The organism is Staphylococcus sp. HMSC062A01 (genome assembly GCF_001836805.1).
Lineage (GTDB): Bacteria > Bacillota > Bacilli > Staphylococcales > Staphylococcaceae > Staphylococcus > Staphylococcus haemolyticus.
On sequence record NZ_KV830625.1, the window covers coordinates 1 to 26354 of the forward strand.

At 33.5% G+C, this 26354-nt stretch carries 29 protein-coding genes and 1 tRNA gene; 23 read left to right on the forward strand and 7 right to left on the reverse strand.

Annotation, left to right across the window (positions count from 1 at the left end; genetic code table 11):
* Positions 1–76: 76 nt before the first annotated feature.
* Positions 77–1486, reverse strand: coding sequence for an amino acid permease (locus HMPREF2715_RS06660; protein ID WP_053036206.1), 1410 nt, complete (start codon positions 1484–1486; stop codon positions 77–79).
* 366 nt (positions 1487–1852) lie between these two features.
* Here HMPREF2715_RS06660 and HMPREF2715_RS06665 point away from each other — a divergent pair, with 366 nt between their 5' ends.
* The 5 genes from HMPREF2715_RS06665 to HMPREF2715_RS06685 all read left to right on the forward strand — a co-directional run bounded on the left by HMPREF2715_RS06665 (position 1853) and on the right by HMPREF2715_RS06685 (position 4485).
* Positions 1853–2476: a nitroreductase family protein gene (locus HMPREF2715_RS06665; protein ID WP_053036205.1), complete on the forward strand. Its 624-nt coding sequence runs from the start codon at positions 1853–1855 to the stop codon at positions 2474–2476.
* Between the two features lie 228 nt (positions 2477–2704).
* Positions 2705–3016 (forward strand): hypothetical protein, encoded by a 312-nt coding sequence (locus HMPREF2715_RS12415; protein WP_306419607.1) that lies wholly within the window; start codon positions 2705–2707, stop codon positions 3014–3016.
* Positions 3017–3156: 140 nt separating this feature from the next.
* Positions 3157–3372, forward strand: coding sequence for a hypothetical protein (locus tag HMPREF2715_RS12420; protein ID WP_053036204.1), 216 nt, complete (start codon positions 3157–3159; stop codon positions 3370–3372).
* 38 nt (positions 3373–3410) lie between these two features.
* Positions 3411–3947, forward strand: coding sequence for a VOC family protein (locus HMPREF2715_RS06680; protein WP_053036203.1), 537 nt, complete (start codon positions 3411–3413; stop codon positions 3945–3947).
* Between the two features lie 250 nt (positions 3948–4197).
* Positions 4198–4485, forward strand: coding sequence for a hypothetical protein (locus HMPREF2715_RS06685; protein WP_037550880.1), 288 nt, complete (start codon positions 4198–4200; stop codon positions 4483–4485).
* A gap of 233 nt (positions 4486–4718) precedes the next feature.
* On the opposite strand, the gene lip is transcribed toward HMPREF2715_RS06685, so the two are convergent.
* Together lip and HMPREF2715_RS06695 are read right to left on the reverse strand one after the other, a co-directional pair.
* A complete protein-coding gene (gene lip, locus HMPREF2715_RS06690) occupies positions 4719–6959 on the reverse strand; it encodes a YSIRK-targeted triacylglycerol lipase (protein WP_070440387.1) in 2241 nt (746 codons plus the stop codon).
* 370 nt (positions 6960–7329) lie between these two features.
* A tRNA-Ile gene (locus HMPREF2715_RS06695) sits at positions 7330–7419 on the reverse strand.
* Positions 7420–7654: 235 nt separating this feature from the next.
* Here HMPREF2715_RS06695 and HMPREF2715_RS06700 point away from each other — a divergent pair.
* Complete coding sequence (locus HMPREF2715_RS06700) at positions 7655–8518, forward strand: trypsin-like serine peptidase (protein ID WP_070839700.1); 864 nt, start codon at positions 7655–7657, stop codon at positions 8516–8518.
* A gap of 526 nt (positions 8519–9044) precedes the next feature.
* Positions 9045–9935 carry a hypothetical protein gene (locus HMPREF2715_RS12425; RefSeq protein WP_370863064.1) on the forward strand — a complete coding sequence of 297 codons (891 nt, stop codon included), beginning with the start codon at positions 9045–9047 and terminating at the stop codon, positions 9933–9935.
* 326 nt (positions 9936–10261) lie between these two features.
* Here the strand turns inward: HMPREF2715_RS12425 and HMPREF2715_RS12245 are convergent, their stop codons facing one another.
* Positions 10262–10393 (reverse strand): hypothetical protein, encoded by a 132-nt coding sequence (locus HMPREF2715_RS12245; RefSeq protein WP_256323876.1) that lies wholly within the window; start codon positions 10391–10393, stop codon positions 10262–10264.
* 40 nt (positions 10394–10433) lie between these two features.
* Positions 10434–11123, reverse strand: coding sequence for an HTH domain-containing protein (locus tag HMPREF2715_RS06710; RefSeq protein WP_240565780.1), 690 nt, complete (start codon positions 11121–11123; stop codon positions 10434–10436).
* Positions 11124–11364: 241 nt separating this feature from the next.
* On the opposite strand from HMPREF2715_RS06710, the gene HMPREF2715_RS06715 reads away from it, so the two are divergent.
* Genes HMPREF2715_RS06715 through HMPREF2715_RS06740 form a run of 6 tightly spaced genes read left to right on the forward strand, consistent with a single transcriptional unit; the run spans position 11365 to position 16961 of the window.
* Complete coding sequence (locus HMPREF2715_RS06715; RefSeq protein ID WP_070440397.1) at positions 11365–12336, forward strand: LacI family DNA-binding transcriptional regulator; 972 nt, start codon at positions 11365–11367, stop codon at positions 12334–12336.
* Complete coding sequence (gene rbsK / locus HMPREF2715_RS06720) at positions 12333–13214, forward strand: ribokinase (RefSeq protein WP_070440399.1); 882 nt, start codon at positions 12333–12335, stop codon at positions 13212–13214. The genes HMPREF2715_RS06715 and rbsK overlap by 4 nt, the downstream gene beginning before the upstream one ends.
* Positions 13207–13596, forward strand: coding sequence for a D-ribose pyranase (rbsD, locus tag HMPREF2715_RS06725; protein WP_037550872.1), 390 nt, complete (start codon positions 13207–13209; stop codon positions 13594–13596). The genes rbsK and rbsD overlap by 8 nt, the downstream gene beginning before the upstream one ends.
* Before the next feature lie 12 nt (positions 13597–13608).
* Positions 13609–15105, forward strand: a complete 1497-nt coding sequence (locus HMPREF2715_RS06730; protein ID WP_037550870.1) for a sugar ABC transporter ATP-binding protein — start codon at positions 13609–13611, stop codon at positions 15103–15105.
* A complete protein-coding gene (gene rbsC / locus HMPREF2715_RS06735; protein ID WP_037550868.1) occupies positions 15086–16024 on the forward strand; it encodes an ABC transporter permease subunit in 939 nt (312 codons plus the stop codon). The genes HMPREF2715_RS06730 and rbsC overlap by 20 nt, the downstream gene beginning before the upstream one ends.
* A 19-nt stretch (positions 16025–16043) precedes the next feature.
* On the forward strand, positions 16044–16961 hold the full coding sequence (locus tag HMPREF2715_RS06740) for a D-ribose ABC transporter substrate-binding protein (protein WP_037550866.1): 918 nt from the start codon (positions 16044–16046) through the stop codon (positions 16959–16961).
* A gap of 53 nt (positions 16962–17014) precedes the next feature.
* Here the strand turns inward: HMPREF2715_RS06740 and HMPREF2715_RS06745 are convergent, their stop codons facing one another.
* Positions 17015–17863: an oxidoreductase gene (locus HMPREF2715_RS06745; protein WP_037550864.1), complete on the reverse strand. Its 849-nt coding sequence runs from the start codon at positions 17861–17863 to the stop codon at positions 17015–17017.
* A gap of 269 nt (positions 17864–18132) precedes the next feature.
* Between HMPREF2715_RS06745 and panB the strand changes: the two genes are divergently transcribed.
* The 5 genes from panB (at position 18133) to HMPREF2715_RS12250 (ending at position 21260) form a co-directional block, all read left to right on the forward strand.
* On the forward strand, positions 18133–18951 hold the full coding sequence (gene panB / locus HMPREF2715_RS06750; RefSeq protein ID WP_070440403.1) for a 3-methyl-2-oxobutanoate hydroxymethyltransferase: 819 nt from the start codon (positions 18133–18135) through the stop codon (positions 18949–18951).
* Positions 18944–19795 carry a pantoate--beta-alanine ligase gene (gene panC / locus HMPREF2715_RS06755; protein ID WP_037550861.1) on the forward strand — a complete coding sequence of 284 codons (852 nt, stop codon included), beginning with the start codon at positions 18944–18946 and terminating at the stop codon, positions 19793–19795. Before panB ends, panC begins: the two co-directional genes overlap by 8 nt.
* A 6-nt stretch (positions 19796–19801) precedes the next feature.
* The gene (gene panD, locus HMPREF2715_RS06760; RefSeq protein WP_011274512.1) at positions 19802–20185 is read left to right on the forward strand and encodes an aspartate 1-decarboxylase; all 384 of its coding nucleotides are present in this window, start codon (positions 19802–19804) and stop codon (positions 20183–20185) included.
* A 172-nt stretch (positions 20186–20357) separates the two neighbouring features.
* Positions 20358–21035, forward strand: a complete 678-nt coding sequence (locus HMPREF2715_RS06765) for a hypothetical protein (RefSeq protein WP_240556292.1) — start codon at positions 20358–20360, stop codon at positions 21033–21035.
* 72 nt (positions 21036–21107) lie between these two features.
* Entirely contained in the window at positions 21108–21260 is a 153-nt protein-coding gene (locus HMPREF2715_RS12250) for a hypothetical protein (RefSeq protein ID WP_240556536.1), read from the forward strand.
* 21 nt (positions 21261–21281) lie between these two features.
* Here HMPREF2715_RS12250 and HMPREF2715_RS06770 read toward each other — a convergent pair whose 3' ends face one another.
* Positions 21282–21959: a M15 family metallopeptidase gene (locus tag HMPREF2715_RS06770; RefSeq protein ID WP_037550859.1), complete on the reverse strand. Its 678-nt coding sequence runs from the start codon at positions 21957–21959 to the stop codon at positions 21282–21284.
* 188 nt (positions 21960–22147) lie between these two features.
* On the opposite strand from HMPREF2715_RS06770, the gene HMPREF2715_RS06775 reads away from it, so the two are divergent.
* From HMPREF2715_RS06775 to HMPREF2715_RS06800, 5 genes are all read left to right on the forward strand, one after another.
* Positions 22148–22999 (forward strand): MurR/RpiR family transcriptional regulator, encoded by an 852-nt coding sequence (locus HMPREF2715_RS06775; protein WP_070440408.1) that lies wholly within the window; start codon positions 22148–22150, stop codon positions 22997–22999.
* Between the two features lie 13 nt (positions 23000–23012).
* A complete protein-coding gene (locus HMPREF2715_RS06780) occupies positions 23013–23315 on the forward strand; it encodes a PTS sugar transporter subunit IIB (protein WP_011274517.1) in 303 nt (100 codons plus the stop codon).
* A 24-nt stretch (positions 23316–23339) separates the two neighbouring features.
* Positions 23340–24635, forward strand: a complete 1296-nt coding sequence (locus HMPREF2715_RS06785; RefSeq protein ID WP_070839703.1) for a PTS sugar transporter subunit IIC — start codon at positions 23340–23342, stop codon at positions 24633–24635.
* A 15-nt stretch (positions 24636–24650) separates the two neighbouring features.
* Entirely contained in the window at positions 24651–24968 is a 318-nt protein-coding gene (locus tag HMPREF2715_RS06790; protein WP_053016156.1) for a PTS lactose/cellobiose transporter subunit IIA, read from the forward strand.
* Positions 24969–25262: 294 nt separating this feature from the next.
* Complete coding sequence (locus HMPREF2715_RS06800; RefSeq protein ID WP_070440412.1) at positions 25263–26351, forward strand: DUF871 domain-containing protein; 1089 nt, start codon at positions 25263–25265, stop codon at positions 26349–26351.
* Positions 26352–26354 lie beyond the last annotated feature (3 nt).

Consider the following 26354-nt stretch of genomic DNA (forward strand, 5'->3'; position numbering starts at 1 on the left):
TTTTTAGTCATCAGTCCAATTTATTATAGAGCCTTAATTATATGACTTGATATTACTAGATAAAGTTAATTAATATCTATTTATCTTTTAATTCTCTTTCTAAATCTTTTTCATCTTCCATAGCGATTGTCGCTTTTTCAGATTCTTTTCGATACTTTTGATACATGATGACAAGTACGATTGCCCAAACTGGTGCGAATAGTACTGCAAAACGTGTCGTACTATTAATAAGTAAAACGATAAAGATAAATGCAAAGAAGGCAAGAATGGCATATGCCATGTATTTGCCACCAGGCATTTTAAATTTACTATCTTTGTGTAATTCAGGGTTTCTCTTCACGAAACCTAGATACGCAATCATAATACATGTCCAAATCATAATATTGAGTACTGTTGAGAACGTTGTGATTTGAACGAATACCTTCGTAGCATCTTTAAATACTGCGTTTAAAATAATCGCAATACTTAATAAACCACAAGTAAGTAAGATAGCGTAATATGGAACACCATGTTTATTCGTCTTATGTAAGAATGGTGGACCTTGCTTTCTTCCAGCTAAACCGAATAGTGTACGACTGTTAGCGAAGATACCACTATTACATGAAGATGCAGCCGCTGTTAAAACTACAAAGTTAATGATTCCCGCTGCGAATGGAATACCAACCAAACCAAATAATTTTACATATGGACTTTCCGCAGGATCTAATTGATTCCAAGGTACAACTGACATAATAACAGCTAATGAACCAATGTAGAATATTAATATACGGAAAGGTACATTGTTAATTGCTTGAGGAATCGTTTTATATGGATTTTTAGTTTCCCCTGCAGTGATACCGATTAACTCAATACCAATAAATGAGAAGATTGCCATTTGGAATGCCATTGAGAATCCAGATATGCCATTAGGGAAGAATCCACCATGACTCCAAATATTCGCTACACTTGCTGTACCATAATCAGTCTTCATTGCAAAGATGACCATAACAATACCTACAACAATTAATGCGATAATCGTAATAACTTTAATTAGTGATAACCAGAATTCAAGTTCACCAAATAATTTGGCGCTAAATAAGTTCATACCTACAAGTACAAGAATCGTAAATGCAACTGTTAACCAGTTAGGTATTGCTGGATACCAAAATTCAACGTATTTAGCAACGGCTGTTACTTCAGCCATACCTGAAATAATCCAAGTTAGCCAGTATGTCCAACCGACCATAAAGCCTGCCATTGGACCAATATGATGATGGGCAATATCACCAAATGATTTAAATCCTAGATTAGACAATAAGATTTCTCCCATTGCTCGCATAAACATAAATAATACGAAACCAACGATAATATAAGTAAGTAAAATCGATGGACCTGCTAAGTGAATGGATTCACCTGCACCTAGGAATAATCCGGTACCAATCGCACCACCAATTGCAATAAGTTGTATATGCCTATTGCTTAATTCCCTTTGCAGTTTATCTGCCATAATGTTCGTCCCCTTCATGAGTATATATGTGACTTAAAATTATGACTGACTACGAATACTCTGTATGATTAGTTAATTAATTGTATTAAATTATGTAATTAATTTTTTTTGTTAAAATTAATGATACCCTATTTATTAATTTTTAATCAATGAATTATACAAATTTTCGTATTAATAGTAAGTGTAAATAAGAGAGGTGTATGATGTCATCATCATGCGTGAAATAGGCATTTCTTTGACTATAATACCTATAATTAAGACTGCCTACTGTCTAAAATATAAAGTTTTTAAAAACATATAATTGTACATATTTGTGAATTGCATTTAAATTATAACTATAGAAAAAAGATAGAAAGTAGGCTAATCATGCTTAATGATTTTAATGAAATATTAGAAGGTCGTAAATCAGTTAAAGGTTTCGACCCAGCTTATAAAATTCCTCATGAAGAAATGAATGAAATGATTGCAAAAGCAACGAAAGCACCTTCATCAGTGAATATGCAACCTTGGCGTTTTGTTGTGGTTGAAAGTGATGAAGCGAAAGCTAAATTGCGTCCATTAATTCAATTTAATACAAACCAAAATGATACATCATCAGCAATGATTGTTATTTTTGGGGATTTACAATGCTATGAAGAAGGCGAATATATTTATGAACAAGCGGTTGTCAATGGTCACATGCCACAAGAAGTTAAAGAACAAATGTTACCGATTATCTTAGAAAATTATAAAAATCGCACACGCCAATCAATGAATGACATTGTTAAAGTAGACAGTAGCTTAGCTGCTATGCAATTGATGTTAGTTGCTAAACAACACGGTTATGATACAAATCCAATTGGTGGCTTTGAACATGAAGAAATCGGTAAAGCGTTTGGCTATGATTTAGAACGTTATGTTCCAGTGATGATTGTCGCAATAGGCAAGAAAGCTAAAGAGGCACACACATCATTTAGAATGCCAGTTGATCGTGTAATCGATTATAAATAATACTTCAATTTAATAATGAAAAAACGCGTAACTGACTGAAAAGATAAGACGCTTATATCAAGTTTTTTAGTTAAAGTCACTCATGCGGTGGGGCGGAACAGTGTGTTCATTATGAATACTGTTTCGCTTTTTTAATGAAGAGATGTATAGAGTCAGTGCTAATCATATTTATGATGAAGAAAAAGGGTATAGCTTAAGATATCAAATTGCGAAAAGGGTGATTCATTTATGGATAATAAACAATTAGAGACATTAACACGTATTCAGAAAGGATTATATGAAACAACAAAGGCAGTCTTGCCATTTGATAAACGCCACCGTATTAAGTCATTTGTGCTAGAACGATCAGAAGGCAATATAGTCATTTATCATTCACCAGTTTTAAATGAAGCAGTGACAGATATCCAATTATTAGGCGGCGCTTCATGTGTTTTAATGAATCATGAGCATGAATCCTTAGGCGGAACACCTAGTATAGATATACCATTTTGGATTCATCGTGATGATGTAGCAGCAATCAATCGAACGGTACCGGATTGATGGATAGTTTGAACAACGTAAGCCGATTGCAGATGATTTAGAAGTCATTCCTACTCCAGGACATACGCCAGGTACGACGATGTTTCTGTGGGATAACGGTGAACATCGTTTCCTTTTTACAGGCGACTTTTTATGTGTAGATGACGGGGAATGACGTACTGTTATTTTCAATTCAAGTGACCGACAAACATCCATTAAAAAGCCTGGAATTGATTCAAGACCTAGATTTCGATGCTATTGTACCTTGGGTTGCGATTGAAGGGGAAGGTGCTGTCTTTTTTGTTGAAAATGAGGAAGATAAACGTAATAGACTACAAAAAATTATAGATCGCATCCGTCGTGGTGAACATACGTAACTCGCATATTAAAACATTGTTATTAGAGGTGATGGTGTATGAATATAAATCGAGGAATCAATCATATCGGACTCACAGTACCGGATATTGAAGCGGCGACAGCCTTTTTCAAAGAAGGGCTCAACGGCAAGATTGCTTATGATAGTCAACGAAAGACGGATGAACCTCGTGGTGGGGAAACAGTTGAACACATTCTTGGTTTAGAAGAAGGGGCATCCATTATTCATAAACGTATGATGGTCTTTGGTAATGGACCGAATATTGAAATGTTTGAATTTAAAGATGCACATCAAGGTCAAGCGCAAACGTTACAAGACATTGGTTATACGCATATCTCTTTTTATATCGAGGCAGAACACTTTGATGAGGCCGTTAAACAGTTGACGCAAGCTGGAGGTCAACCTATTTCAGAGCCGCATGTGAATACGAAATATGAAGACACTGAAGGTAATCAAACTGTTTATGTAAAAAGTCCGTGGGGAAGCTTAATTGAATTACAAACGGTACCTAATGGATTTTACTATCCAGATGATAGTGAGGCAGAAGTTTTTGTGCCGAAAAAGGTCAACAATTAAAGTAATTTAAACATATCATTATTCATTAATATGACACATTTGTCATATTAAAAAAATTAAGTATTTTCTCCCTTTAAATTAATGTATAATACCTTTAACAAGCCTTCCAAGTAGCTTGTTAAGCTAGATATTATAAGGGGTTTAGGGTTATTAGATGTATGCAATTTTGAATATCTATGCTTAAAAAGAGTATAAAATTAAAGACATAAAATTTTGTTGATGTCAACAACAATTTAAGGGAGTAATTTTCATGATTGATATTCAAATTCAAAAATCAGAATTAATCGATGTAATTGAAAGTATTGTAAAAGAAAAAGTGTATGTTGAAAGTGACGAAGCATGTGAATTTTTAGCGACTGGGATTGTAAATGGTTTGGAAGAGCTTAATAGTGATGAAACACAAGCGAATAACTTGTTAGGACTCAATAGTGAGTTGCAGCACGAAGTCGATGAATCAAATGACGCAATTAAAGTGACCTTATCTGCTGCAGACAGTGCCTCCAGTAGCTCGCAATTTGTTAATAAAGGCGCGGAATAAACATTAGTGATTATTAAAAATGTTAGTGTAAGAACTTTTGATTTCAACAGCAATATACGAATGAAAATAAGCATCACCTATTATGAAAAGCGAATGCTTTTTAATAGGCGGTGCTTATCATGTTATGACGCATTTATGAGAATAATACTTTTAAGATGTTAAATAGAGAACCTATTAATTGAAGAAAAGTACCAGACATAACGAGACCTCCTTTTGATTAAACTTGAAATGTATTAAGCGTTGCGTGTTAAATTCTCACTTTGGACTAAATCATCTGCTAAGCCATGCCAAAATTGTTGTAATTCAGCTCTAGTACGTTTTGTGTCAGTACTATCTTGGCCGACAAAATCTACATGATCCCAATCATGTTTTGTTGGTGTTACTTGCCAAATACCTTTTTGATTTGTATCCGTTGCTTGTGTATAAGCTTGATTAAATGGATGTTGTGATGAAATAACAGACACTAAGCCATCATTTTCTCGCCATTCTTTTTCAGCTGCTTTACCAATTACATTAGCAGTAAGGGTAAATGGGAAGAATAAATTTAAATCAGATTTTTGACGTCCGAATAACGATGCATGTGTTGATTCTCCTGTGTAAGTTTTATACACAATGTTAGGGTTTAATGATGTTTGACGATTAAGATTTGTCGCACCTTCACGTGTTAAATCATAAAAGCCATTGTCTTTGGTTTGCCATAATTTTGAATCTTTAACACGTTTGACATAGTCAACGTAAGACTCGTTAGGCTGTTGTTTTAGACCCCATTGAGACAGACCGAAGTCTACACGTGAATCTTTATTGCCAAGTACTTTTCCTACGTCAAAGACAACTTGACGAATAAGCGCTTCGTTACCTAATAAATCTGACGCATGTGTGCCGTTATGTGGCGTTCCAAGTGTCGTAATTGATGAAATCATATTATCGTTTTGACCTTGATATAAAGGTGAAATATCGCCACCATGTACACGTTGATATTCTTGTTCTTCTGGATTACCATTTCTTAATAATGATTCTAATTGACGAATCGTTTGACCGCCCATACTATGTCCTACAAGATGTACTTTTTGGCCTGGTTGCCAATCTTTATATACGCCTTCATATGTTTTACCGTAACGTTCATGACCATATTTGGCAGCGTGTGCAGCACCATAATCCACAGTTCCACCTTTAATATAGTAATAAAGTTCGACAGCACGATCGTAGTTACTACCAAACGCACTAATGCTCGCTTCATAAGATTCATAGCCGTTCTCTTCTAAATCCTGGCGTATATTTAATTTATCGCCCCCCCAATAGTGCGCTAGTACGGATGGGTTTATGTCATCAGTAAAACCATTAAATCCGTGAACTAAAATAATAGGGTCTTGATTTTTATACTGAGCTTGTTTCGCAACTTTATTGGTTTGATCTTTCGTTCCAGTTGCAGCTTGTGATTTAGATTGAGTGTTTGTCGTTGCGACTGCGTTATTTTTAAGTGTATTTAACCCAGATTGTGCATCTTTATTTTGTTTAGAAGACTTATCACCATCTAAAGTAGGGTTAGTTTGCCCATCAATTGAAATATTATTATTATCGCTATTTTGTGTATTAAGACGATTCGTTACTTCAGAGGTTGTCGCTTCCTTCTTAGTTAACGTTTGTTGCTGAGATTGTGTAGCGGTTTTAAGTGCGTCACCTTGATTGTCCTTTGGTTGTGATTGTGCTTGTTGATTGTCGACTTTTGGTTTATCTGACGCATTTGATTCTATTGACTGTTGTTGTTCAGTTGATTTAATTGTGTTTGGATTAGTTTCGTTTGAAGAAGTATTTGCATCTTCAGATTTAACAACATTTGAATGTAGTTGATTTAACGCTTCTTTTTTATTATCAGACGTTTCATTAGTTTGTGATTGCGTATGTGCAGTTGTTTTCTTAATTGTGTCGTCTTCTTTAGAAGCTGTATCAGTTGATTGTGTTGACGGTTCTTCCTGTTTAGATGATTCAGATTGTTGCTTTGTTATGCCGTCGTTAGTAGTTGGTTTAGAAGTTTGTGTATCAGTTGAAAGTGATTGTTTAGAAGTTTGTTTAGCTTCAGTTTGTTGGTTATCGCTATTTGAAGCTGGCTTCTCAGATTTTACTGTGGTACTTTGATGCGTCTCATCTGAAGTTGTAATAGTTTCATTCGTTGTAGATGCATCGTCAGTTTGATTATGTTCATTATGTAAGCTAGTTTGTGAATTATTTGTATTATTTTCAGTTTGAGACGCTTGCGACTTATCTTGTTCAGTTGATTGAACTTGCCCCTTTTGAGTCGCGTGTGTGTCTTTATCCCCAATAGATTGTGCTGACGCCGTTTCAGGAGTTCCCACTTCCTGTTGTTTCTCGGCTGCCTGTGCTGAGCCACCTCCCATGAATAGCAACGTTGCTACTACAACTGATGACGCGCCTACGCTCAATTTACGAATACTAAATCTGTTCTCTCTTGTTTTCATAAACTGCACCTCTATTTTATTTAATTTTTGAAAATGAAAATCTATGAATCCATATTAGATAAATAAATTAATGATTGCTCGTGGCAAGAACTCAAACAATTTGCTAAAGATCGCTTTAATAGCTTCCATAATGACCTCCCTTTCATTTTAAAAGAGAAAGCGTTTACAAAATGAGGTAAAAAAATATGTATTGCGAGGATACCTTAAGTGAAAAAACGTATCTCTTTCAAAGTAATTTAAACAAATAGTAACCTTGCTCACTAACAATTGTCAATGACTTAGTAGGAATCGTTTTTATATGGCAACGAGTTGGAACGATCTTTAAATCATAAAAAAGACTGAAACGATAATCGTTTCAGTCGTAAAATAGCGGAGAGGGAAGGATTTGAACCAACGCGAGCAAAAAGCTCCTACCAATCATAAATGATTGGCCTCTTTAGCCAGGCTTGAGTACCCCTCCATAAATATATTTTTTTAATATGTTTTATATTTTACCTCTATCACTTTATTTTGTAAACAAAAAATACTTTGCTTTTATTATTAAATTAAAAAATAAGTCTAAAGTTTTATTAATTAATACATCTAAAGACATATATTGTCCGACTAATATTATATAATAATATTGAAAAATTATTATATTGAGCGATGTATGTCGTGATATAGCTATATAAAAGAAAGGTATTGAGGAGAATAATATGTGGAAATCAAAATTTGGTAAAACATTTATTGCAAGTGTAGTGATTGGAACAACGATGTTTGGTTATGCCGGTCATCATGATGACGCGCAAGCTGTTGGTAACTATTATTATGATGGCTTACATGCAGGTGAGTACTCAGGATATTTAAAAGCTAAAAAGATCAGTAACAGTTCAATTTCAAACAAATATTATCCAAAGGCATCCCAAAGTAATTTGAAATCTATTGGTCGTGTTTCGAATTTAAATGGTTGGAAAGTGGGGATTCCAGAATATAAAGGTCAAGACTCAATGGGTACTGGTACGGTTATTGGTGCGCATACCTTTGTTACAAATGGACATGTTATTGATGATAAATATGGTAAAGCTGCAGCACCAAAATATATTAAATTTCAATTGAATCGTAATGGTAAATCAATACCTTATACTTTTCATGCAAATGAAGTCATTAAGGTACCGCAATATGATATTGCGATAGTCCACACTAAAAAAAATATGTCGAAGTATGCTAAACCAATGCGTATTGCGACAGATTCTGAAATTAAGAAATTGAAATTTAATACACCTCTATATTCATTAGGTTACTCAAAAATTAATGGCGACAATACAAAACCATATCTTAGTAAATTTCGCGTAACACAATTTTCTCCTAATGGTTCAGAAATTCAAACGAAAGACATTTTTAGATCAGGTGCGTCAGGTTCGCCTATGTTAAATAGCAAATATACTACAATGTACGGTATGAGAACGTATGGACACAATTTAGGTGGTACTGCGACCGATATGTATGCTAAGCAAGAAACTTCTGGAGGAGAGTCTTTCAAAGGATATGCTGGCAAATTTGTTCGTCAACATATTAAGTAATTTGATTGAATAAATTGAATTACAAGCGTTTTGCAATTTATTATACAAAGGGAATAAAGGGTGGAGAGAACTGAAGAGAAATTATTTAATGATTGGTGCGCTTACTGGAACAATGTTATTAGCTGGTTGTAGTTTAAGTGATTTTGGACTTGGAAATGAAGCATCCGAAGATAACAACAAATCATCACAAACGGATAAATCGAATAAAGATAGTAATTCGAAATCTGATAATAGTACTAATAATAAGAAAAATAATGATGCGAATTCGGTAAAGAGTGTTAAAGATTTAAATCAAGCTGAGAAAGTCGCATTAGCGCTAAGTGATGACAGTGTATCTAATGTAGCTATAACTGCCAATGATTTAAAACGTCATTCATATATTGAAAATAGTAATACTGGGAAAAAGCAACAAAGTATAGATAAATACGAATTACAAGCAACTGGAGAAGCAGTTGAAGACGCACCAGAAGGGATGACATTTTATAGTGCTTCACCTAGCAAAGGATCCTTTGCGACGTTAATCGGTGTGAGTGATGATAAAGTAGCAGTAATAGGTACACAAAGTACAGGCAAATACCGACAATTTATTCAATCTGACTTAGGACATGAACTTGATGTTAAAGATTTATATCATAAATATGGCAAAGATTCAGATTATAAAAAAGTCGCAAAACAAATTTCTATTAGTGGTGGTTCTAATAGTGCACATTCTGCTAATAGTAATAATAAAAATACGAAAGAATACTTTGCTAAAATATGGCTGACAGCACGAAATGACGCAGATGACATATTTAACGGAGAGGACCATACGTATGAACCTGTAGATATGTCCGGTGAACCGATTAATCCATATAATGAAGATGCTTCAGAAGTGTATCCTGAAGGAACCGTTGTATTAAGTCCATCCGTTACAGCTCTAGGTCACATTACTTTTAAAGATAATAATGATGGGACAGTCACATTTTACGATGTACTAAGTCATTTCCAAGACCATCGTTGGACCGAAGATGGCTACTCTAAACAAGAAACAGCTCGAATTTTGAAAAATGGTCAAACAAAGAAGATTAAGAATGCTTCGGATTCAGATATTGAAAAAGTAGCAAGTTACATTACATCTGATACGCCTAGACAACCTGAACATTATGATAGTTCAAATTCAGATGACAGTAGCTCAGAAGACTCTGATAGTAGTTCAAGTGACGAAACGGTGACACGTGATAATGTCATTGATAAAGTCGAAGAATACGAAGGGCATACTTTAGATACGGACACATACACATATAAAGAACCAGAAAAAAATTCTGACGGAGATTGGGGCTTCTCATTTACTGATAAAAATGGTGAATTAGCTGGATCATATATTGTAACCTCAGACGGTAGCGTTACGAAATATGATGAAAACGGCGAAGAAGAATAAACCTTTAAAATAAACAATATAAGGCACCTCGTTAATTTAGCATAGTGATGTTAACCAAATTAACGAAGTGCCTAATTTTATTGTATTTTGGAGATACATAGATGAATTATGTATATTGTTGCGCGTGGGGCCCCAGCAAAGAGATTTTCAACAAGAAAATCTACAAGCAAAGCAAGCTGGGGAAAAGGATCTTAAGTGTTTATACGCTTAAGTAAGTAGTTCTAATGATTAAAATCAAAGAACTGCTTTAGAGCCTTTCCCGCTGAAAAGAGAAATAACTCAAGCAAGCGAAATCTATCTATAAACTACTTTATCGAACACTTTCATTATTTATAAATACCTTTAATCTCATCTAATCTTTCTACAAAAATATCAATATACGATTGTGGTTTCAGAATCTTAGCATGTGGCGCTAATTGATAAGCAATGTAGTACGCATCGAAACGCGTACAATTCACCCATACTGTAATATAATCCTCACTTCGTTCAACAACTTCTTTAATAGAAAATTGCTGTTGGAATTGGTTCCAAAAGTGTGTGTATTTGGAATAAAACAGGATTACAAGTGCCATCCTTCTTGAATTTCAAATTTAAAACTTTCACAGACAAGATATCACGAAGTAGAATCGTCTCAATTTCATGATCCTCTTCGTACGTAAACCAATAATCGTAATGCATATACAAAATAGATAATGGTTTAATGACTATCTTTTTATCTTTAAGCTCGATGCGAACAATATCTTTATTCACAATTGCTTTTTGTAAAATCATAAGATTTTTCCCGGGCAATAATTCCTGTCTAATTTTAAATTGATTTAACGTACTCATTAAAACGTGTTTATCTGAAACCTTCATTGAACTAATTGAGCTAAGTAAAAATTTGTGAATATCGTGATGCAATATGGGTGTTAAACTTTGAAGTTTAATGAGTAAACTAAGGATGCCTAAACTATGTTTACTTTGTGTTTTCTGCTTAAGTTCATATCCTGCCAATTGATGATTATAAACGACTCTAGTATTACTATGACTCCAAAACTCATTTTCATAAAAGAATGTGTTAATAGTTTTAATATCACGCTGTATCGATTTCTTACTCACATCAGTAAATTGATTTAAGTCGTGTTGCGTAACAACGTGACCTTTAAAAAGCAAAGTTAAAATATTGAGTATACGAGTTGATTTATCCAAGAATTGGATCCCCTTTGCATCAATTATATATTTACTTTGAAAATTAATTATATAGTATCATATTCTTTTTACGATGTGTATAATTCCAAAATTAAAAAGTAGCGATATATCAATAAACATAAATATTAAGACGACATCCATTCACAAAAGAGTTAATTTATAAATATTTTATTTAATATTGCATTTAAAAGGAAAAAGTGATAAATTTTTATGTAAGCGGTTACACAAAAGGAGTGGCAAAGTGAGAACGATTAAAGAAGTGGCTCAACAAGCAAATGTGTCAGTAGCCACAGTCTCAAGAGTGATTAATAAAAGTGGTTATGTGAAAGAAGCAACACGTAAAAGAATTGAACAAGTCATCAAAGAATTAGATTATTATCCTAATGAGACTGCAAGAACTTTATTTACCAAAAAATCAAAAACAATTGGACTGCTTTTACCAGATATGAGTAACCCGTTCTTTACAATTGTTGCTAAAGGTGTAGAGGACACAGCAATTCAAAAAGGGTATCACGTCATGATTGGCAATGGTGAAATGCAAGAACATAAAGAACTAAACTATCTAACCACTTTTAAAGTGAATAATTGTAGTGGCGTCATTGCTTCACAGTTATCAACTCAATTTGCCTTTGATCAGTTTAATTCATATCAATTACCCTATGTACTAATTGACCGTGTAACAGATAATCAGCAATGTATAGAAGCGGACCATTATAAAGGTGGGAAACTACAAGCTGAGACAATTATTAAAGGAAATGCACAGCGTGTACTATTGTTGCATCAAGACTTGAATTATCGCTCTTTTGAAGAACGATTTAATGGTGCAAGGACTACTCTAAAGAATCATGACATTCAATTATGGATTGAGAATGAGCATGACATCACAATTGATAAACTGAAAGCATATGTTAACCATAACTATATCGATAGTGTGATATGTAGTAACGACGTAACTGCGCTTAAAATCATGAAATGGTTACATGATTTACACTTCCATATTCCAGATGATGTACAAGTCATTGGGTATGATGATATTCCATTAGCCAAGTTATTTTATCCAAGTCTGACAACGATAGAACAACCTGCGTATGAAATAGGGAAACAAGCAGCATTAGGTTTGATTAATCAATTAGAACACAATGACATAACGACGAAAGTCGTATTAGATGTTGATGTCATTCATAGAGAATCTACAAGGAGGAAGAAAAAATGACAAGTATATATGTAGTTGGAAGCTTATCTATTGATTTAGTAGTTTCTACAAATAAAGTACCAAGTAAAGGTGAAACCGTTCTAGGTGAGTCATTCTTTACGACACCTGGTGGAAAAGGGGCAAACCAAGCAGTAGCAGCTGCAAGACTCGGTGATGATGTTTATATGGTAGGACGCATCGGTGATGATGATTTCGGGAATCAAATTTTTACAAACTTAGAAGACAATCATGTTTTAACGGCATTTCTGAAACCCGTTACACATTCTGCATCTGGTACGGCACATATCACTTTATCTGACAATGATAATAGTATCATCGTTGTACCTTCAGCTAATAACTATGTTACGTCAGATTACGCGTTGGAAGCTTTAAGTCAAGCTCAAGCAGGTGACATTGTTTTAATTCAACAAGAAATTCCCGCTGAAACAGTAAGAGATGTCGTATTGTATTGTGATGAACACGATATGATATCAATTCTTAACCCAGCGCCATTCCGAGAAGTAGAGGCAGATGTTATTGATAAAGCGACGTACATTACACCTAATGAAACAGAAAGCAATGCGATGTTCCAGACTGATATTGATAAAGCATTAGAGCGTTACCCTAACAAGTTAATAATTACATTAGGAGATAAAGGTGCTATGTATCATAACGGCACTGAAAAGGTTCAAATTGATGGATTTAAACGAGAAGTTAAAGATACAACAGGTGCTGGGGATACATTCAATGGGGCTTTCGCAGTAGGATTACAAAGAGGATATTCAATTGCACAAGCACTTAAACTTGCGAATTTAGCAGCAAGTCATTCAGTAACATGTATGGGCGCTCAAGGTGGCATGCCAACCTTTTCAGAAATTGCAGGTGAATTAGATGTATAAAACAGGCATATTAAACAGCGACATTTCAAAAGTACTCAGTGATTTAGGACATACAGATCAAATTGTAATAGCTGATTGTGGGTTACCCGTTCCTAAAGACGTTAAGAAGATTGACCTTGCTTTAACATTGGGACAGCCAAGTTTTCTAGAAGTTTATGAAGTACTTAAGCAACATATGGAAATTGAACACGTAACGATAGCTGAAGAAATGGAAGTAGACAATGCACCTATCTTTGAACAAGTGACAAAGGACTTTTCAGAAATAGAACAAGTTAATCACGAAACATTTAAAGCATTAACTAAAAACGCTAAAACAATTATTCGTACAGGGGAAGCAACGCCATATGCAAACATCATACTTCAAAGTGGTGTCATATTTTAAGGGGTGAAATTAATGATTCAAATGACTAATATCCATAAAGCCTTCGGGGACAACGAGGTTCTAAAGGGTGTTGATTTTACTCTAAAGCTAGGTACAGTGCATGCACTAATGGGAGAAAACGGGGCTGGTAAATCAACACTCATGAAAATTCTAGTTGGGATTCATAAAAAAGATCAAGGTGTTATCACTAATTCTGATATTGAGATCGACTATAACAATCCTAAAGAAGCGGAAGAAAAAGGATTAACATTTATTCACCAAGAATTGAATTTATATCCAGAATTAACAGTGCTTGATAATTTATTCGTTGGAAAAGAAATCAGAAACAAAATAGGAATACTAAATAAAAAAGAAATGAAGCAACAAGCTGAGCAAGTGTTTAAAGAATTAGATTTCTACATTCCATTAAACAAAGTGGTCAAAGATTGCTCAATTGGTGAGCAACAAATGATAGAAATAGCTAAAGCGATGATGACTAAAGCACAAATCATTATTATGGATGAACCAACAGCAACATTAACAGATAAAGAAATACGTCGATTGTTCGACATGATTCATAATTTAAAAGCTAAAGGTGTGGCCTTTGTATACATTTCACATAGAATGGCTGAAATTTTTGAGATTTCGGATGAAATAACGGTGATGCGTGATGGTGTCTCTGTTATGTATGATGAAACGGCAAATCTAACATACAACCAAATTGTTAAAGCAATGGTTGGACGTGAACTAGATGAACAGTTTCCACATAGAACGTATGAACCACAAGATGTTGTTTTAAACGTAAAACGTCTCAATAATCCGCTACATCATATTGAGAATCAATCATTTTATCTTAAAGAAGGTGAAATATTGGGCGTGAGTGGTCTAATGGGGGCAGGTCGGACTGAGATGATGAGAAGTTTGTTCGGTGTCGATAAAGCAGATAATGAAATTGAAATTAAAGGACAAACAGTATCTATAACGTCTCCAATCGAAGCGATGAAACATGGACTTGCTTTTATAACTGAGAATCGTAAAGAAGAAGGGTTAATCTTAGACTTCTCCATTAAAGACAATATGGTGTTACCTTCATTATTTAGCTTTTCAAAACATGGCATCGTAGACGATAAAAGTTCTGAGCAATTTGTTGATACGATGCGTAAAAGACTCAATATTAAATCTCCAGGTAGACTGCCGGCCGGCTCATTATCAGGTGGTAATCAACAAAAGGTCGTATTAGCAAAGTGGATTGGTACCGGCGCGCAAATCATTATTTTAGATGAGCCTACACGAGGTATTGATGTCGGAGCAAAAAGAGAAATTTATCAACTTATGAATGAACTCACGGATCGTGGTGTGTCTATTATTATGGTCTCATCTGAATTGCCTGAAGTCATTGGTATGAGCGATAGAGTGATGGTCGTTCATGAAGGTAATATCAAAGGGGATCTTACAGGAAATGAAATTACAGAAGAAAATATTATGACTTTAGCTACAGGGGGAACTTTAAATGAAACAGTTAACAGCTAAAACATCGTTCATGGAAAAGATTATTCCATTTATTGGTTTGATTTTATTAATTATTGTAGTGAGTATTTTAAACCCATCATTTTTAGATTTATCTAATTTACTCAATTTATTAAGACAAATTTCTATCAATGGTCTGATTGCCTTTGGTATGACATTCATTATCTTAACTGGCGGTATAGACTTATCAGTTGGTTCAATTCTTGCATTGTCATCGGCGTTTATTGCATTAATGATTACGAGTGGTGTTGACCCAATAATTGCATTAATTATTGGCGTACTGATTGGTTTTGTTTTAGGTGCAGTAAATGGTTTATTAGTTACTAAAGGAAATATGGCGCCATTTATTGCAACACTTGCGACGATGACGATTTTCCGTGGATTAACATTAGTTATTACTGACGGAAATCCAATAACAAATTTAGGGGATAGTTATTTATTCCAATTATTTGGTAAAGGCTACTTTATCGGTATTCCAGTACCAGCAGTAACAATGATTATCGTGTTTGTGATTTTGCTTATTCTTCTTCAAAAAACAACATTTGGACGCCATACATATGCGATTGGTGGAAATGAAGTAGCTGCTAAAATTTCAGGTATCAAAGTTAATAAAATTAAAATTTTAATTTATGGAATTTCAGGGCTAATGTCAGCGTTAGCCGGAGGCATATTAACATCACGTTTAAATTCTGCACAACCAACAGCAGGTACTTCTTATGAGTTAGATGCCATTGCTGCCGTAGTACTTGGTGGTACGTCATTAACAGGTGGTAAAGGACGAATTGTTGGAACATTAATAGGTGTACTTATTATAGGTGTTTTAAATAATGGATTAAATTTACTTGGTGTTTCTTCATTCTATCAACAAGTCGTTAAAGGTGTAGTTATTTTAATTGCGGTATTAATTGATCGTAAAAAATAAGAGAAAGCAGGATAACAATATGAAAAAATTATTAGCCATGACATTAGCACTTGTCCTATTTTTAGCAGCATGTTCCTTAGAATCACCATTGAAGAATGATAAAAATGGTAAAACAAATAAGAAAAAATCAGAAATTACAATAGGCGTAAGTATTTCAACTTTAAATAATCCATTCTTCGTTAAAATTAAAAATGGAATTGAAAAAGATGCTAAAGCACAAGGTATGAAAGTTAAAGTTGTAGATGCTCGGGATGATTCAGCTAAACAAACGAATGACATTGAAGATTTAATTCAACAACAAGTTGATTACTTAATTGTTAACCCAACAGATTCAAGTGCGATTTCAAGTGCTGTGGAGTCAGCGAACAATGAGGGTATTCCAGTAATCACGTTAGATAGATCTGTTGATAAAGGCGAAGTTGCGTCATTTATTGCATCAGATAACGTTGAAGGCGGTAAAATGGCTGGCAACTACTTAGTTGATAAAGTAGGTAAAAATGCAAAAGTTGGAGAACTTGAAGGAGTTCCAGGTGCAAGTGCAACGAGAGAAAGAGGTAAAGGGTTCCATGAAATTGCAGATAAACAGTTAAAAGTAATTGCTAAACAAAGTGCTAAGTTTGATAGAGCAGAAGGATTAAACGTAACGCAAAACATGTTAGAAGCACATCCTGACATTAAAGCTATCTTTGCTCAAAATGATGAAATGGCACTTGGTGCAATCGAAGCAATTGGGGATAAGGATATTCAAGTCATTGGATTTGATGGCAACGAAGATGCAATGAAATCAATAAAAAATGGCAAACTAGATGCGACAATAGCTCAACAACCTGAACTTATGGGTAAAGAAGCAATTAAAGTGGTCAATGGACTAATGAAAGGCGACTCTGTAGATAAACAAATCAAAGTGCCATTAAAATTGAAACAAAGTAAGAACTAAATATGTTTGAAATAAAAAAGATTCTGAGACGGTAAGTCATCTCAGAATCTTTTTTAATTAATAAGTGATTGATGAGAACGTAACAATGCATAAACTGTATCTAGATGTGGTGTGTTCACGTTATGAGATTTTGCCTGTTTAAAGATAAAACCTTGTATTGCTTCGACTTCTAATGGCTGATGATTGATTATATCGTAATACATACTTGTTCCCATATGATCAGGATAGCCAGCATAAATTTGTATAATGTCATCGACGATTGTATTTGGAAACTGTATACCTGATGCTTCGGCTACTTGGTGTCCTTCTTTTAATAGTTGACGACATAGATGTTTGACTTCGTTAATTTTTAAGATTTGAGCAGTATTGTGACCAAGTGCAGTTATAGAATTAATACCTAAATTCACTAATAATTTATACCAAATTTTTTCTTCAATATTGTCTTCTAAAACCATTTCAATTTTGGTTGTATCGAATAATGCTTTTAAATGCGTTGTGGTATCATCTTTTTGCAAATGTAAACGATAATCTCGAAAATGAACGACTTCGTTTCCGGATTTTTGGCCACTTATATATACGACTGCCTGATATTTGTGTTTGAAAGGAAGTTGCGGCAATAAGCCATAACCATTTTGAGCTAAAATAAAGCACGTTTCATTATGTGCGAAATGATGTAATTTTGGAATTAGTGAATTAAGTTGGTGCGTTTTAACCGCAATGATAATAACATCAAATTGCGTATTTATGTCATCAATACTATGGACTTTGATAGTTTCATTTACAGGTTGGAGGGTCATTATCTTATTAGCACGACCGATTAATGTAACGTTTGGCAGTGATTGCTGCAGTTCATAAGCAATCGTCGTACCAACCGCACCAGGTCCAATAACAGCAATTTTCATTTTAAACCTTCCTTTCTGATTAGAATTAAACATATATGTATAGAAGTATTTGTGCACCATAAATATAATCATATAGTATAATCATTTTACTTTTCTATGTAAATTAATCTTTTAATTAAAAAGATGGATAAGCAAAGATAAATATTAGAACAGAAAATGATATGATTTTATATAGAAGTTGATATATAATATTGAATTGAAATAATGGGATAGCAACTTATAAAGTTTTGTTTAAAAATGTGGACATAAATAATAGGAGTTAATTTAAAATGAAAAATTTAGCAAAATTAGTTGAAATGAAACAAGACAAAACAAAAATTTCGATGATTACAGCATATGACTTTCCAAGTGCCAAACAAGCACAGGATGCAAATATAGATATGATTTTAGTTGGTGATTCACTTGGAATGACGGTACTAGGTTATGAAACAACAACACAAGTGACATTAGAAGACATGATCCATCACGGCAAAGCTGTACGTAGAGGTGCTGATGATACTTTTGTAGTAGTGGACTTACCAATTGGCGCAGTTGGTGTAAGTGATGAACATGATTTAAAAAATGCGATAACACTTTATCAAGAAACAAATGCCAATGCGTTAAAAGCAGAAGGTGCACATTTAGTTAATTTCATTAAGAAATCAACACAAATTGGAATACCAATCGTAGCGCATCTAGGATTAATGCCACAAAGCGTTGGTGTTATGGGATATCGATTACAAGGTAGCACGAAAGATGCGGCTAAACAGTTAATTCAAGAGGCACATGCAGTTCAAGAAGCAGGCGCAGTTGCTTTAGTATTAGAAGCAATTCCAAGTGACTTAGCTGGTTTAATTAGTGAGCAATTAGATATACCCGTTATTGGTATTGGAGCAGGAAAAGACACAGACGGTCAAGTATTGGTTTATCACGATATGTTAAATTATGGCGTTGATCGCTATGCTAAATTTGTAAAACAATTTGGCGATTTTTCAGTAGGAATTGATGCCATCATACATTATGATGAAGAAGTTAAGGCAGGCACTTTTCCAGCTGAAGCCCACACATATAAGAAAAAGATATTGAATGAGGTAAACAACAATGACTAAAGTGATTCAAACTGTATCTGAGATGCAACAAATTACACAGGAATTGAAGCGTACAGGTAAAACGATAGGCTTTGTTCCAACGATGGGAGCCTTACATGAAGGTCATTTGAGTATGATGCGTCGCTCAGTTGAAGAGAATGATATTACTGTAATTAGTGTATTTGTAAACCCTCTACAATTTGGTCCAAACGAGGATTTCGATGCCTATCCACGTCAAATTGATCAAGATGTAGCCTTAGTTGAAGCAATTAATGTTGATTATGTATTCCATCCAGCAGTAGAAGAAATGTACCCAAACAAGCTAAGTGTCACGTTAAAGGTAGGACGTCTAGCGGAAGTCTTAGAAGGTGCACAACGTCCAGGTCATTTCGATGGTGTAGTTACGGTCGTAAACAAGTTATTTAATATTATGAGTCCTAATAAAGCATACTTTGGTAAGAAAGATGCACAACAGCTCGCAATTGTTGAAAAAATGGTAGAAGATTTTAATCATCCAATTGAAATTGTAGGTATTGATATTGTACGTGAAGCGGATGGACTTGCACGTAGTTCGCGAAATGTATACTTAACTGACGACGAGAGACAAGAAGCTGTTCACTTGAGTAAAAGTTTAGAAATAGCTCAAACATTGTATAAACAAGGAGAACGACGCAGCCATATTATTGTTGGTGAGATTAAGACATATTTATCGGAATATACAAGTGGTCACATTGATGAAGTTGCAATTTATAGTTACCCTGATTTAGAAGTTGCGACAGAAATACAAGGACAAATTTTTATATCTTTAGCTGTTAAGTTTTCGAAAGCACGATTGATAGATAATATAATTTTAGGAAGTGAATAGTAAGTTATGATTAGAACGATGATGAACGGTAAGATTCATAGAGCACGTGTGACTGAATCAAATTTAAATTATGTCGGAAGTATTACAATTGATGCCGATATCTTAGACGCAGTCGACATTTTACCTAATGAAAAGGTAGCCATCGTAAATAACAATAATGGTGCCCGCTTTGAAACATATGTTATTGCTGGTGAACGAGGTAGTGGCAAGATTTGTCTTAATGGTGCAGCATCTCGATTAGTTGAAGTTGACGATGTGGTGATTATTATGACCTATGTTCAATTAGATGAACGTGAATTAGTTGACCATGCGCCTAAAGTGGCTGTTATGAATGAAAAGAATGAAATTATTCAAATGATTCATGAAAAAGAAGGAACAATAATCAAATAAATAAGTGTGACAGCAGTCTAAATAACAAAATTGATTTGATCCGGTAGCTTAAAAGCTATCGGATTTTTGTGTGGGCTGTGTATCAGAGTGTTATAAACATCACCTAAAATTATAACATTTGTATAGTATAATAATATTATATAAAAATGTTATAAGATTAGAGGGATCGCTAATGAAAAAATTTCTATCACTTAGCATCACATTTAAGTTAGTGTTAACAGCCTGCAGTACACTTGAACCATCTAAAGAAAATAAAGCGGAATCTCACACGAAACAAACGGATACTAAGACAACAAAAGACAATAAAAAGCAAAATAAGGTTGATATTAAAAAGAAGGATGAAGAAAAAAACAAAGATATTATACCTAACTTTTCTGAAAGGGAAAAATTGGCTTTAGCTTTTTGTGTCGACCATGTTGACCAATATACATTAACGAAAAATGAAATTTTAACTGGATTTTATTTACCTATAGATCCAGCTGGAGAGGAACACTATAAATTAGTTGATTTTACATTAGTTAAATATGATAAACCTATTACAAATGCGCCAAAAGATATGCATTTTTACACCGTATATCCTGACAAACGAAGTTTCGCTGCCATCATCGGTGTGAATAATGAGAAGATATTCTTAGGAGGAACGCAAGCTGCAATCAGTGATTATAATGAATTAATGCAACATGGAAGAGAAGTAAATTTAAAAGATGTCTATTTAAAAAATAATAAAGCCTTGCCAGAATTAGTAAGTAAAATGCATATTGATAATAAGTATCCTGAAATAAGTTATGACGAGAATGGAATGTCTAATAAAGAGATAGAACGATCGGGTGTAGTAGGTTTACATCTTTGAAATCAAATCTATCAAATTATTGCAGACTTTGAAGGTATTAGTTTAAAAGATTCAGGTTATTTATAGGAAGATGTGAAGCTACTTAATTCAAATGAAGATTGGTCGGTACGATATCGTAATCAAGATGGAGAAATCGTTGGTTCTTATAGAAATATGAATGACAAAATTCAAAAGCTCGATGCTAATGGAAATGTAGTTAAAGAAAAAAAGTTGAATAGTATATAAAAACGCTCAGAATGCAATATATTAGTTTTCTGAGCGATCTTTATATTTAACATATTCCTCTAAGGATTGACCAGATTGTTGTACTTTAGTCGCATTGTTTTTTCCTAGGTAACGCAAATGCCACGGTTCATATTGGTAGCCTGTGATCTGTTCTTTACCTTTTGGATAACGCACGATAAAACCATAACGATGCGCATGTCGCGCAATCCATTGTCCTTCCTTTGTTTCTCCAAATTGTTCACGTAAATTAGCATCTGATCCAATAGCACCCACATCATAACTTAACCCACTTTGGTGTTCAGAAGTGCCAGGACGTGCACTATAACGGTCTGCATTTTCTTCACCATCGCGCGCAACATATTGATTATATAAATTCACTTGTGTTTCGTAACTTCTAAATCCACTAATCTTATAAAGACTCACACCATCTCTTTCAGCATCAGTAAACATTTGTTGTAATGCACGTTGTGCTTTAGGCTCCTCACCAGGATTGTAATCAGATGGTAGTTTAGTTGTTTTATTAACGATTAAAATGCCGTCATAGTATGTTCTACCGTTTATGACTTCCTTCTTCTTTTGTTCATTGCCAGTAGTTTTAGTCGATGCATTACGATCATTCTTATTTTCTACGTCTCGTTCAAAGCTACATGCACATAAAATTAAGGTACTCAAAATTAAAATTGAAAGAAACTTCTTCACAATATAATTCCTTTCCAAAAATATTTTAATATCATATTATTCATTACAATGTAAGATTAGCATAAAAAAGCAAATGAATTAAGATGAAATATAACAATATTACATATAAATTAGATTTTGACAAATGTAATAATATTTTGTAAATTGTAATTAAAGTGAAATATTATTCTTTTTAGAGGTGATGTTTATTGCATGGTAGTTTGATTATTATTGAATCATCTTTAAGCGATTTAAATCCCTCGGAACGTAGAGTTGCAGAGTATATTCTTGAGCATCCAGATGAAATTATTAATTATTCCGTACAAAAACTAGCAGACCTAACAAACGTCAGTGTGGCAACGGTTGTTAGGTTATCAAAAAAGCTGAAATGTAAGGGCTTTCAAGACTTAAAGCTAAAAATCGCTTATGACTTAAACGAACCGGGGAATTATCAACGTGGTTATGCAGAAATAGATAAAGATTATTCAATTGAAGAAGTTACGCAATCTGTATTTCATAACAATACTAAGACTTTAAGAGATACAGAAAGAATTTTATCAACAGAAAACATTAAACATGCTTTTGAGTTAATTGTTAATTCGAGAAAAACTTGTATCTATGGTATTGGAGCTTCAGCTCTTATTGCACAAGATTTTAAGCAAAAACTAACACGTATTGATTATTGGTGTGATGTCGGAAATAGCTTTGATGAACAAGTTACTTTAAGTGCTAATCTTTCTTCAGAAGATGTAGTAATTGCTATATCAAGTTCAGGTCAAACTAAAGATATAGTTAATTCTACTCAGTTAGCCAAAGAGAAAGGTGCAAAAGTAATTTCTATAACGAAATATGGTAATAATCCTATATCTAATTTATCAGACGTACAGCTGTTTGTTAGTTCTTCCGAAAAAGCAAAAAGAAGTGGAGCAATGAGCTCAAGAATTGCAATGTTAAGTATCATTGATATTTTGTATATTTGCATTGCTAGTAATGATTATTTAAGCAACCGTCAGAAACTAGAAAATACAAGAAAAGCTATAAAAAATAATAAATTCAAATAGAGGAGTGTTTTAAATGAAAGTAATTATGGTTTGTTCAGGTGGAATGTCAAGCGCAATGGTTGTTGACTCAATAAAGAAACAAGCAGATAAGGAAAATTATGATCTTGAAATTAAAGCGGTTGGATCAGAGGAATTTGAGAATCAAATTGAAAATTACGATTTAGGGCTAGTTGCTCCACAAGTTAAGCATCGTTTAGATAAGTTTAAAAAGATGGGAGATGAAGTTGGGAAACCAGTTGATGTAGTTGATCCAATGGGTTATACACCAATAGGTGCGCCTAAAATTTTAAAACAAATTAAAGGATACGATAAATAATATAAATGTTTGGGAGATGGTTTTATGCAAAAGATATTACAATGGCTTGAAAAAGTATTAATGACACCAATGGCAAAGGCATCTGAGCAAAGACATTTAGTTGCCATTCGTGATGGTATTATTGCAACGTTACCATTGATTATTGTCGGATCATTCTTCACTTTATTTGCGTCACCACCAATACCCTATCTTGCAGATTTAGTACAACCACATGCTGAGAAGATAATGATCGCAAATAGAATGACATTAGGTTTAATGGCTTTATACGCAGCGTTTTGTATGGGGTATAATTTATCAAAATCATACAAAATGGATGGTCTTTCAGGTGGTTTACTTTCATTAGCAACCTTTCTAATGATGAATATTCCATTAAATTTAGATGATAAATTAGCTAAAAAAGATGCTGTTGGATATGTGTTGCCTATGGCAGATTTAGGAGGTTCTGGTTTATTTGTAGCTATCATTTCTATGATATTTGCAGTAGAAATAAGTCGATTAGTTATTAAATCAGGTTTTACTATTAAAATGCCGGAACAAGTTCCTAGTTCAGTTGCCAGATCTTTTGAATCCTTAATTCCAGCAACTTTAGTTATTATCATTTCATGGTTCATTCGTGTGATTTTAAATATAGATTTAAATAAGATTGTTAACATGCTATTTGAACCGCTTGGCAAATTTGCAGGTGATTCATTATTAGGTGCTTTAATACCAGTATTCTTTATTGTTCTTTTATGGGCTGCAGGTATACATGGTGTTGCTGTTATGGGAGCTGTTTTCCAACCGATTTGGTTCTCACTTTTAGATCAAAACATAGACGCAAAGGCAGCTGGAGAGCAACTTCCTAATATAGTTGTAGAACCGTTTTTCCAATGGTTTGTTTGGATTGGAGGAGCAGGTGCAACGTTAAGTTTGTGTATATTAATGGTTTTCTCTAAATCAGAGTATCTTAAAAAAGTAGGGAGATTCTCAATTATTCCTAGCATATTTAATATAAATGAACCTCTTATTTTTGGAACTCCATTAGTAATGAATCCTATTCTAGCTTTACCATTCATATTTATTCCTTTGGTTTTAACGACTATCACGTATTTTGTTTTTAAATTAGGATTAATTGCAAAAATTACAATTTTAGCACCTTGGACATTACCAGGACCTATCGGTGCATTGTTTGCCACTAACGGAGATTGGAAAGCACTGATATTAGTATTAATTAATTTACTTATTGCAATCATGCTTTATTATCCTTTCTTTAAAAAATATGAGCGTGAAATGTTAGCTCAAGAACAAAGTCTTTATGAAGATTCTGCAGAAAAAGAATAGGATAGGTGACTTGTTATGGAAAATAAAAATGAAGCAGAGATATTTGAAATTATTGCACATGGAGGAAATGCGAAAAGTTTAGCTTATGAAGCATTAAATAGTGCTACTGAAGGAAATTTTGAGGAAGCAAAAAAATTTTTAGATGAATCAGAGCAAGAAATGGCAGAAGCTCATAAAACACAAACACGTTTAATTCAAGATGAAATTAATGGTGAAAAAGTAGATACTTCGCTATTAATGATTCATGCACAAGACCATCTTATGACAGCATTGAGTGAAAAAAGTTTAATTGAAAAGATGATTGAACTATATAAAAAGTTAGAAGAGAAGTGATATTCCATGAGACTTTTGTATATATTAAGTTTATTAATTCTATTAATTTTTTGCTTAAAGCTATCACAATTGATTATTAAGAAAGTAGTGATTAACAGATGGTTACTTTTAGTAATTATGCCATTTATCATTGGTATTCCAATTTTAATTTTCGATGAAATTAATAAATTCGGATGGATAATTATATATTTTTTGATTACATTCAATAGTATTTTATTTTTTGAAAAATCAAGACAATTACTTGAAAATAAAAAAATTAAAGGTGTTATCTATAAATCTGAGGAGGGCAAATAAATGCATCGATTAGGTATCTCAATTTATCCTACACAATCTGACTTAGAGATGATGAAAGATTATATTGATAATAGTGTGAGATATGGTTTTAAACGAATATTTACTAATTTGCTATCTGTGAAACAAGAAGAACGTGAAATTTTTGAAAAGTTTAAGGAAATTGTTAAATATGCCAATAAGAACGGTATGGAGGTCATAGCTGATATTAATCGAGAAGTGTTTAAAGACCTTCAAATAGATAATTTAGATTTAACATTTTTCGATCAATTGGGAGTTTCTGGAATTAGAATTGATTCAGGCTTTTCAGCACAAGAAGTAGCAAAAATGACTCATAATAAGCAAAATATGTATATTGAATTAAATATAAGTACGAGTGCAACATTTATTAATGATGTTCTAAATTATAAGCCTAACAAAGACAATTTGATTGGATGTCACAACTTTTATCCACAGCAATATACAGGTTTATCATTTAATCATTTTCAAGAAACATCAGAATCATATAAGCAACATCAATTGACGACTGCAGCATTCGTAACATCTCAACATGGCAATATAGGACCATGGAAAGTAATGGAAGGATTACCTACATTAGAAGACCACAGAGATTTACCCATTGAAGTCCAAGCAAAGCACTTATTAATGACTGGACTAATTGATGATATTATTATTAGTAACGCTTATGCTACCAATGAAGAGTTATATGCATTATCCAAGATTAATTTATCAATGCCTACACTTAATATTGAGTTGAACCCTGATATTTCAAATTTAGAAAAAAAGATTATTTTGGAAGAAGAGCACTTTAATCGTGGCGATGTCTCAGACTATGTTATTCGCTCAACAATGAGTAGAGTACATTTTAAAGATAGAGAATTTCCACCACATAATACTTCTAAAATTGAAAAGGGAGATATTTTAATTTGTAATGAAACTTATGGTCATTATAAGGGAGAAATGCAGATAGCACTTCAAAATATGGGAAATAGTGGTGTGAAAAATGTTATTGGTAAAATTACTGAAGATGAACATTTTTTATTAGATTTAATAGAACCTTGGCAATCTTTCGTGTTGAATGTGAAAGAATAGGAT

Bases quoted from the DNA above. Each gene is read 5' to 3' on its own strand.
- HMPREF2715_RS06660 (WP_053036206.1), bottom strand. From the start codon at position 1,486: ATGGCAGATAAACTGCAAAGGGAATTAAGCAATAGGCATATACAACTT.
- HMPREF2715_RS06665 (WP_053036205.1), top strand. From the start codon at position 1,853: ATGCTTAATGATTTTAATGAAATATTAGAAGGTCGTAAATCAGTTAAA.
- HMPREF2715_RS12415 (WP_306419607.1), top strand. From the start codon at position 2,705: ATGGATAATAAACAATTAGAGACATTAACACGTATTCAGAAAGGATTA.
- HMPREF2715_RS12420 (WP_053036204.1), top strand. From the start codon at position 3,157: ATGACGGGGAATGACGTACTGTTATTTTCAATTCAAGTGACCGACAAA.
- HMPREF2715_RS06680 (WP_053036203.1), top strand. From the start codon at position 3,411: ATGAATATAAATCGAGGAATCAATCATATCGGACTCACAGTACCGGAT.
- HMPREF2715_RS06685 (WP_037550880.1), top strand. From the start codon at position 4,198: ATGATTGATATTCAAATTCAAAAATCAGAATTAATCGATGTAATTGAA.
- lip (WP_070440387.1), bottom strand. From the start codon at position 6,959: ATGAAAACAAGAGAGAACAGATTTAGTATTCGTAAATTGAGCGTAGGC.
- HMPREF2715_RS06700 (WP_070839700.1), top strand. From the start codon at position 7,655: ATGTGGAAATCAAAATTTGGTAAAACATTTATTGCAAGTGTAGTGATT.
- rbsK (WP_070440399.1), top strand. From the start codon at position 12,333: ATGACAAGTATATATGTAGTTGGAAGCTTATCTATTGATTTAGTAGTT.
- rbsD (WP_037550872.1), top strand. From the start codon at position 13,207: ATGTATAAAACAGGCATATTAAACAGCGACATTTCAAAAGTACTCAGT.
- HMPREF2715_RS06730 (WP_037550870.1), top strand. From the start codon at position 13,609: ATGATTCAAATGACTAATATCCATAAAGCCTTCGGGGACAACGAGGTT.
- rbsC (WP_037550868.1), top strand. From the start codon at position 15,086: ATGAAACAGTTAACAGCTAAAACATCGTTCATGGAAAAGATTATTCCA.
- HMPREF2715_RS06740 (WP_037550866.1), top strand. From the start codon at position 16,044: ATGAAAAAATTATTAGCCATGACATTAGCACTTGTCCTATTTTTAGCA.
- HMPREF2715_RS06745 (WP_037550864.1), bottom strand. From the start codon at position 17,863: ATGAAAATTGCTGTTATTGGACCTGGTGCGGTTGGTACGACGATTGCT.
- panB (WP_070440403.1), top strand. From the start codon at position 18,133: ATGAAAAATTTAGCAAAATTAGTTGAAATGAAACAAGACAAAACAAAA.
- panC (WP_037550861.1), top strand. From the start codon at position 18,944: ATGACTAAAGTGATTCAAACTGTATCTGAGATGCAACAAATTACACAG.
- panD (WP_011274512.1), top strand. From the start codon at position 19,802: ATGATTAGAACGATGATGAACGGTAAGATTCATAGAGCACGTGTGACT.
- HMPREF2715_RS06765 (WP_240556292.1), top strand. From the start codon at position 20,358: ATGAAAAAATTTCTATCACTTAGCATCACATTTAAGTTAGTGTTAACA.
- HMPREF2715_RS06780 (WP_011274517.1), top strand. From the start codon at position 23,013: ATGAAAGTAATTATGGTTTGTTCAGGTGGAATGTCAAGCGCAATGGTT.
- HMPREF2715_RS06785 (WP_070839703.1), top strand. From the start codon at position 23,340: ATGCAAAAGATATTACAATGGCTTGAAAAAGTATTAATGACACCAATG.
- HMPREF2715_RS06790 (WP_053016156.1), top strand. From the start codon at position 24,651: ATGGAAAATAAAAATGAAGCAGAGATATTTGAAATTATTGCACATGGA.
- HMPREF2715_RS06800 (WP_070440412.1), top strand. From the start codon at position 25,263: ATGCATCGATTAGGTATCTCAATTTATCCTACACAATCTGACTTAGAG.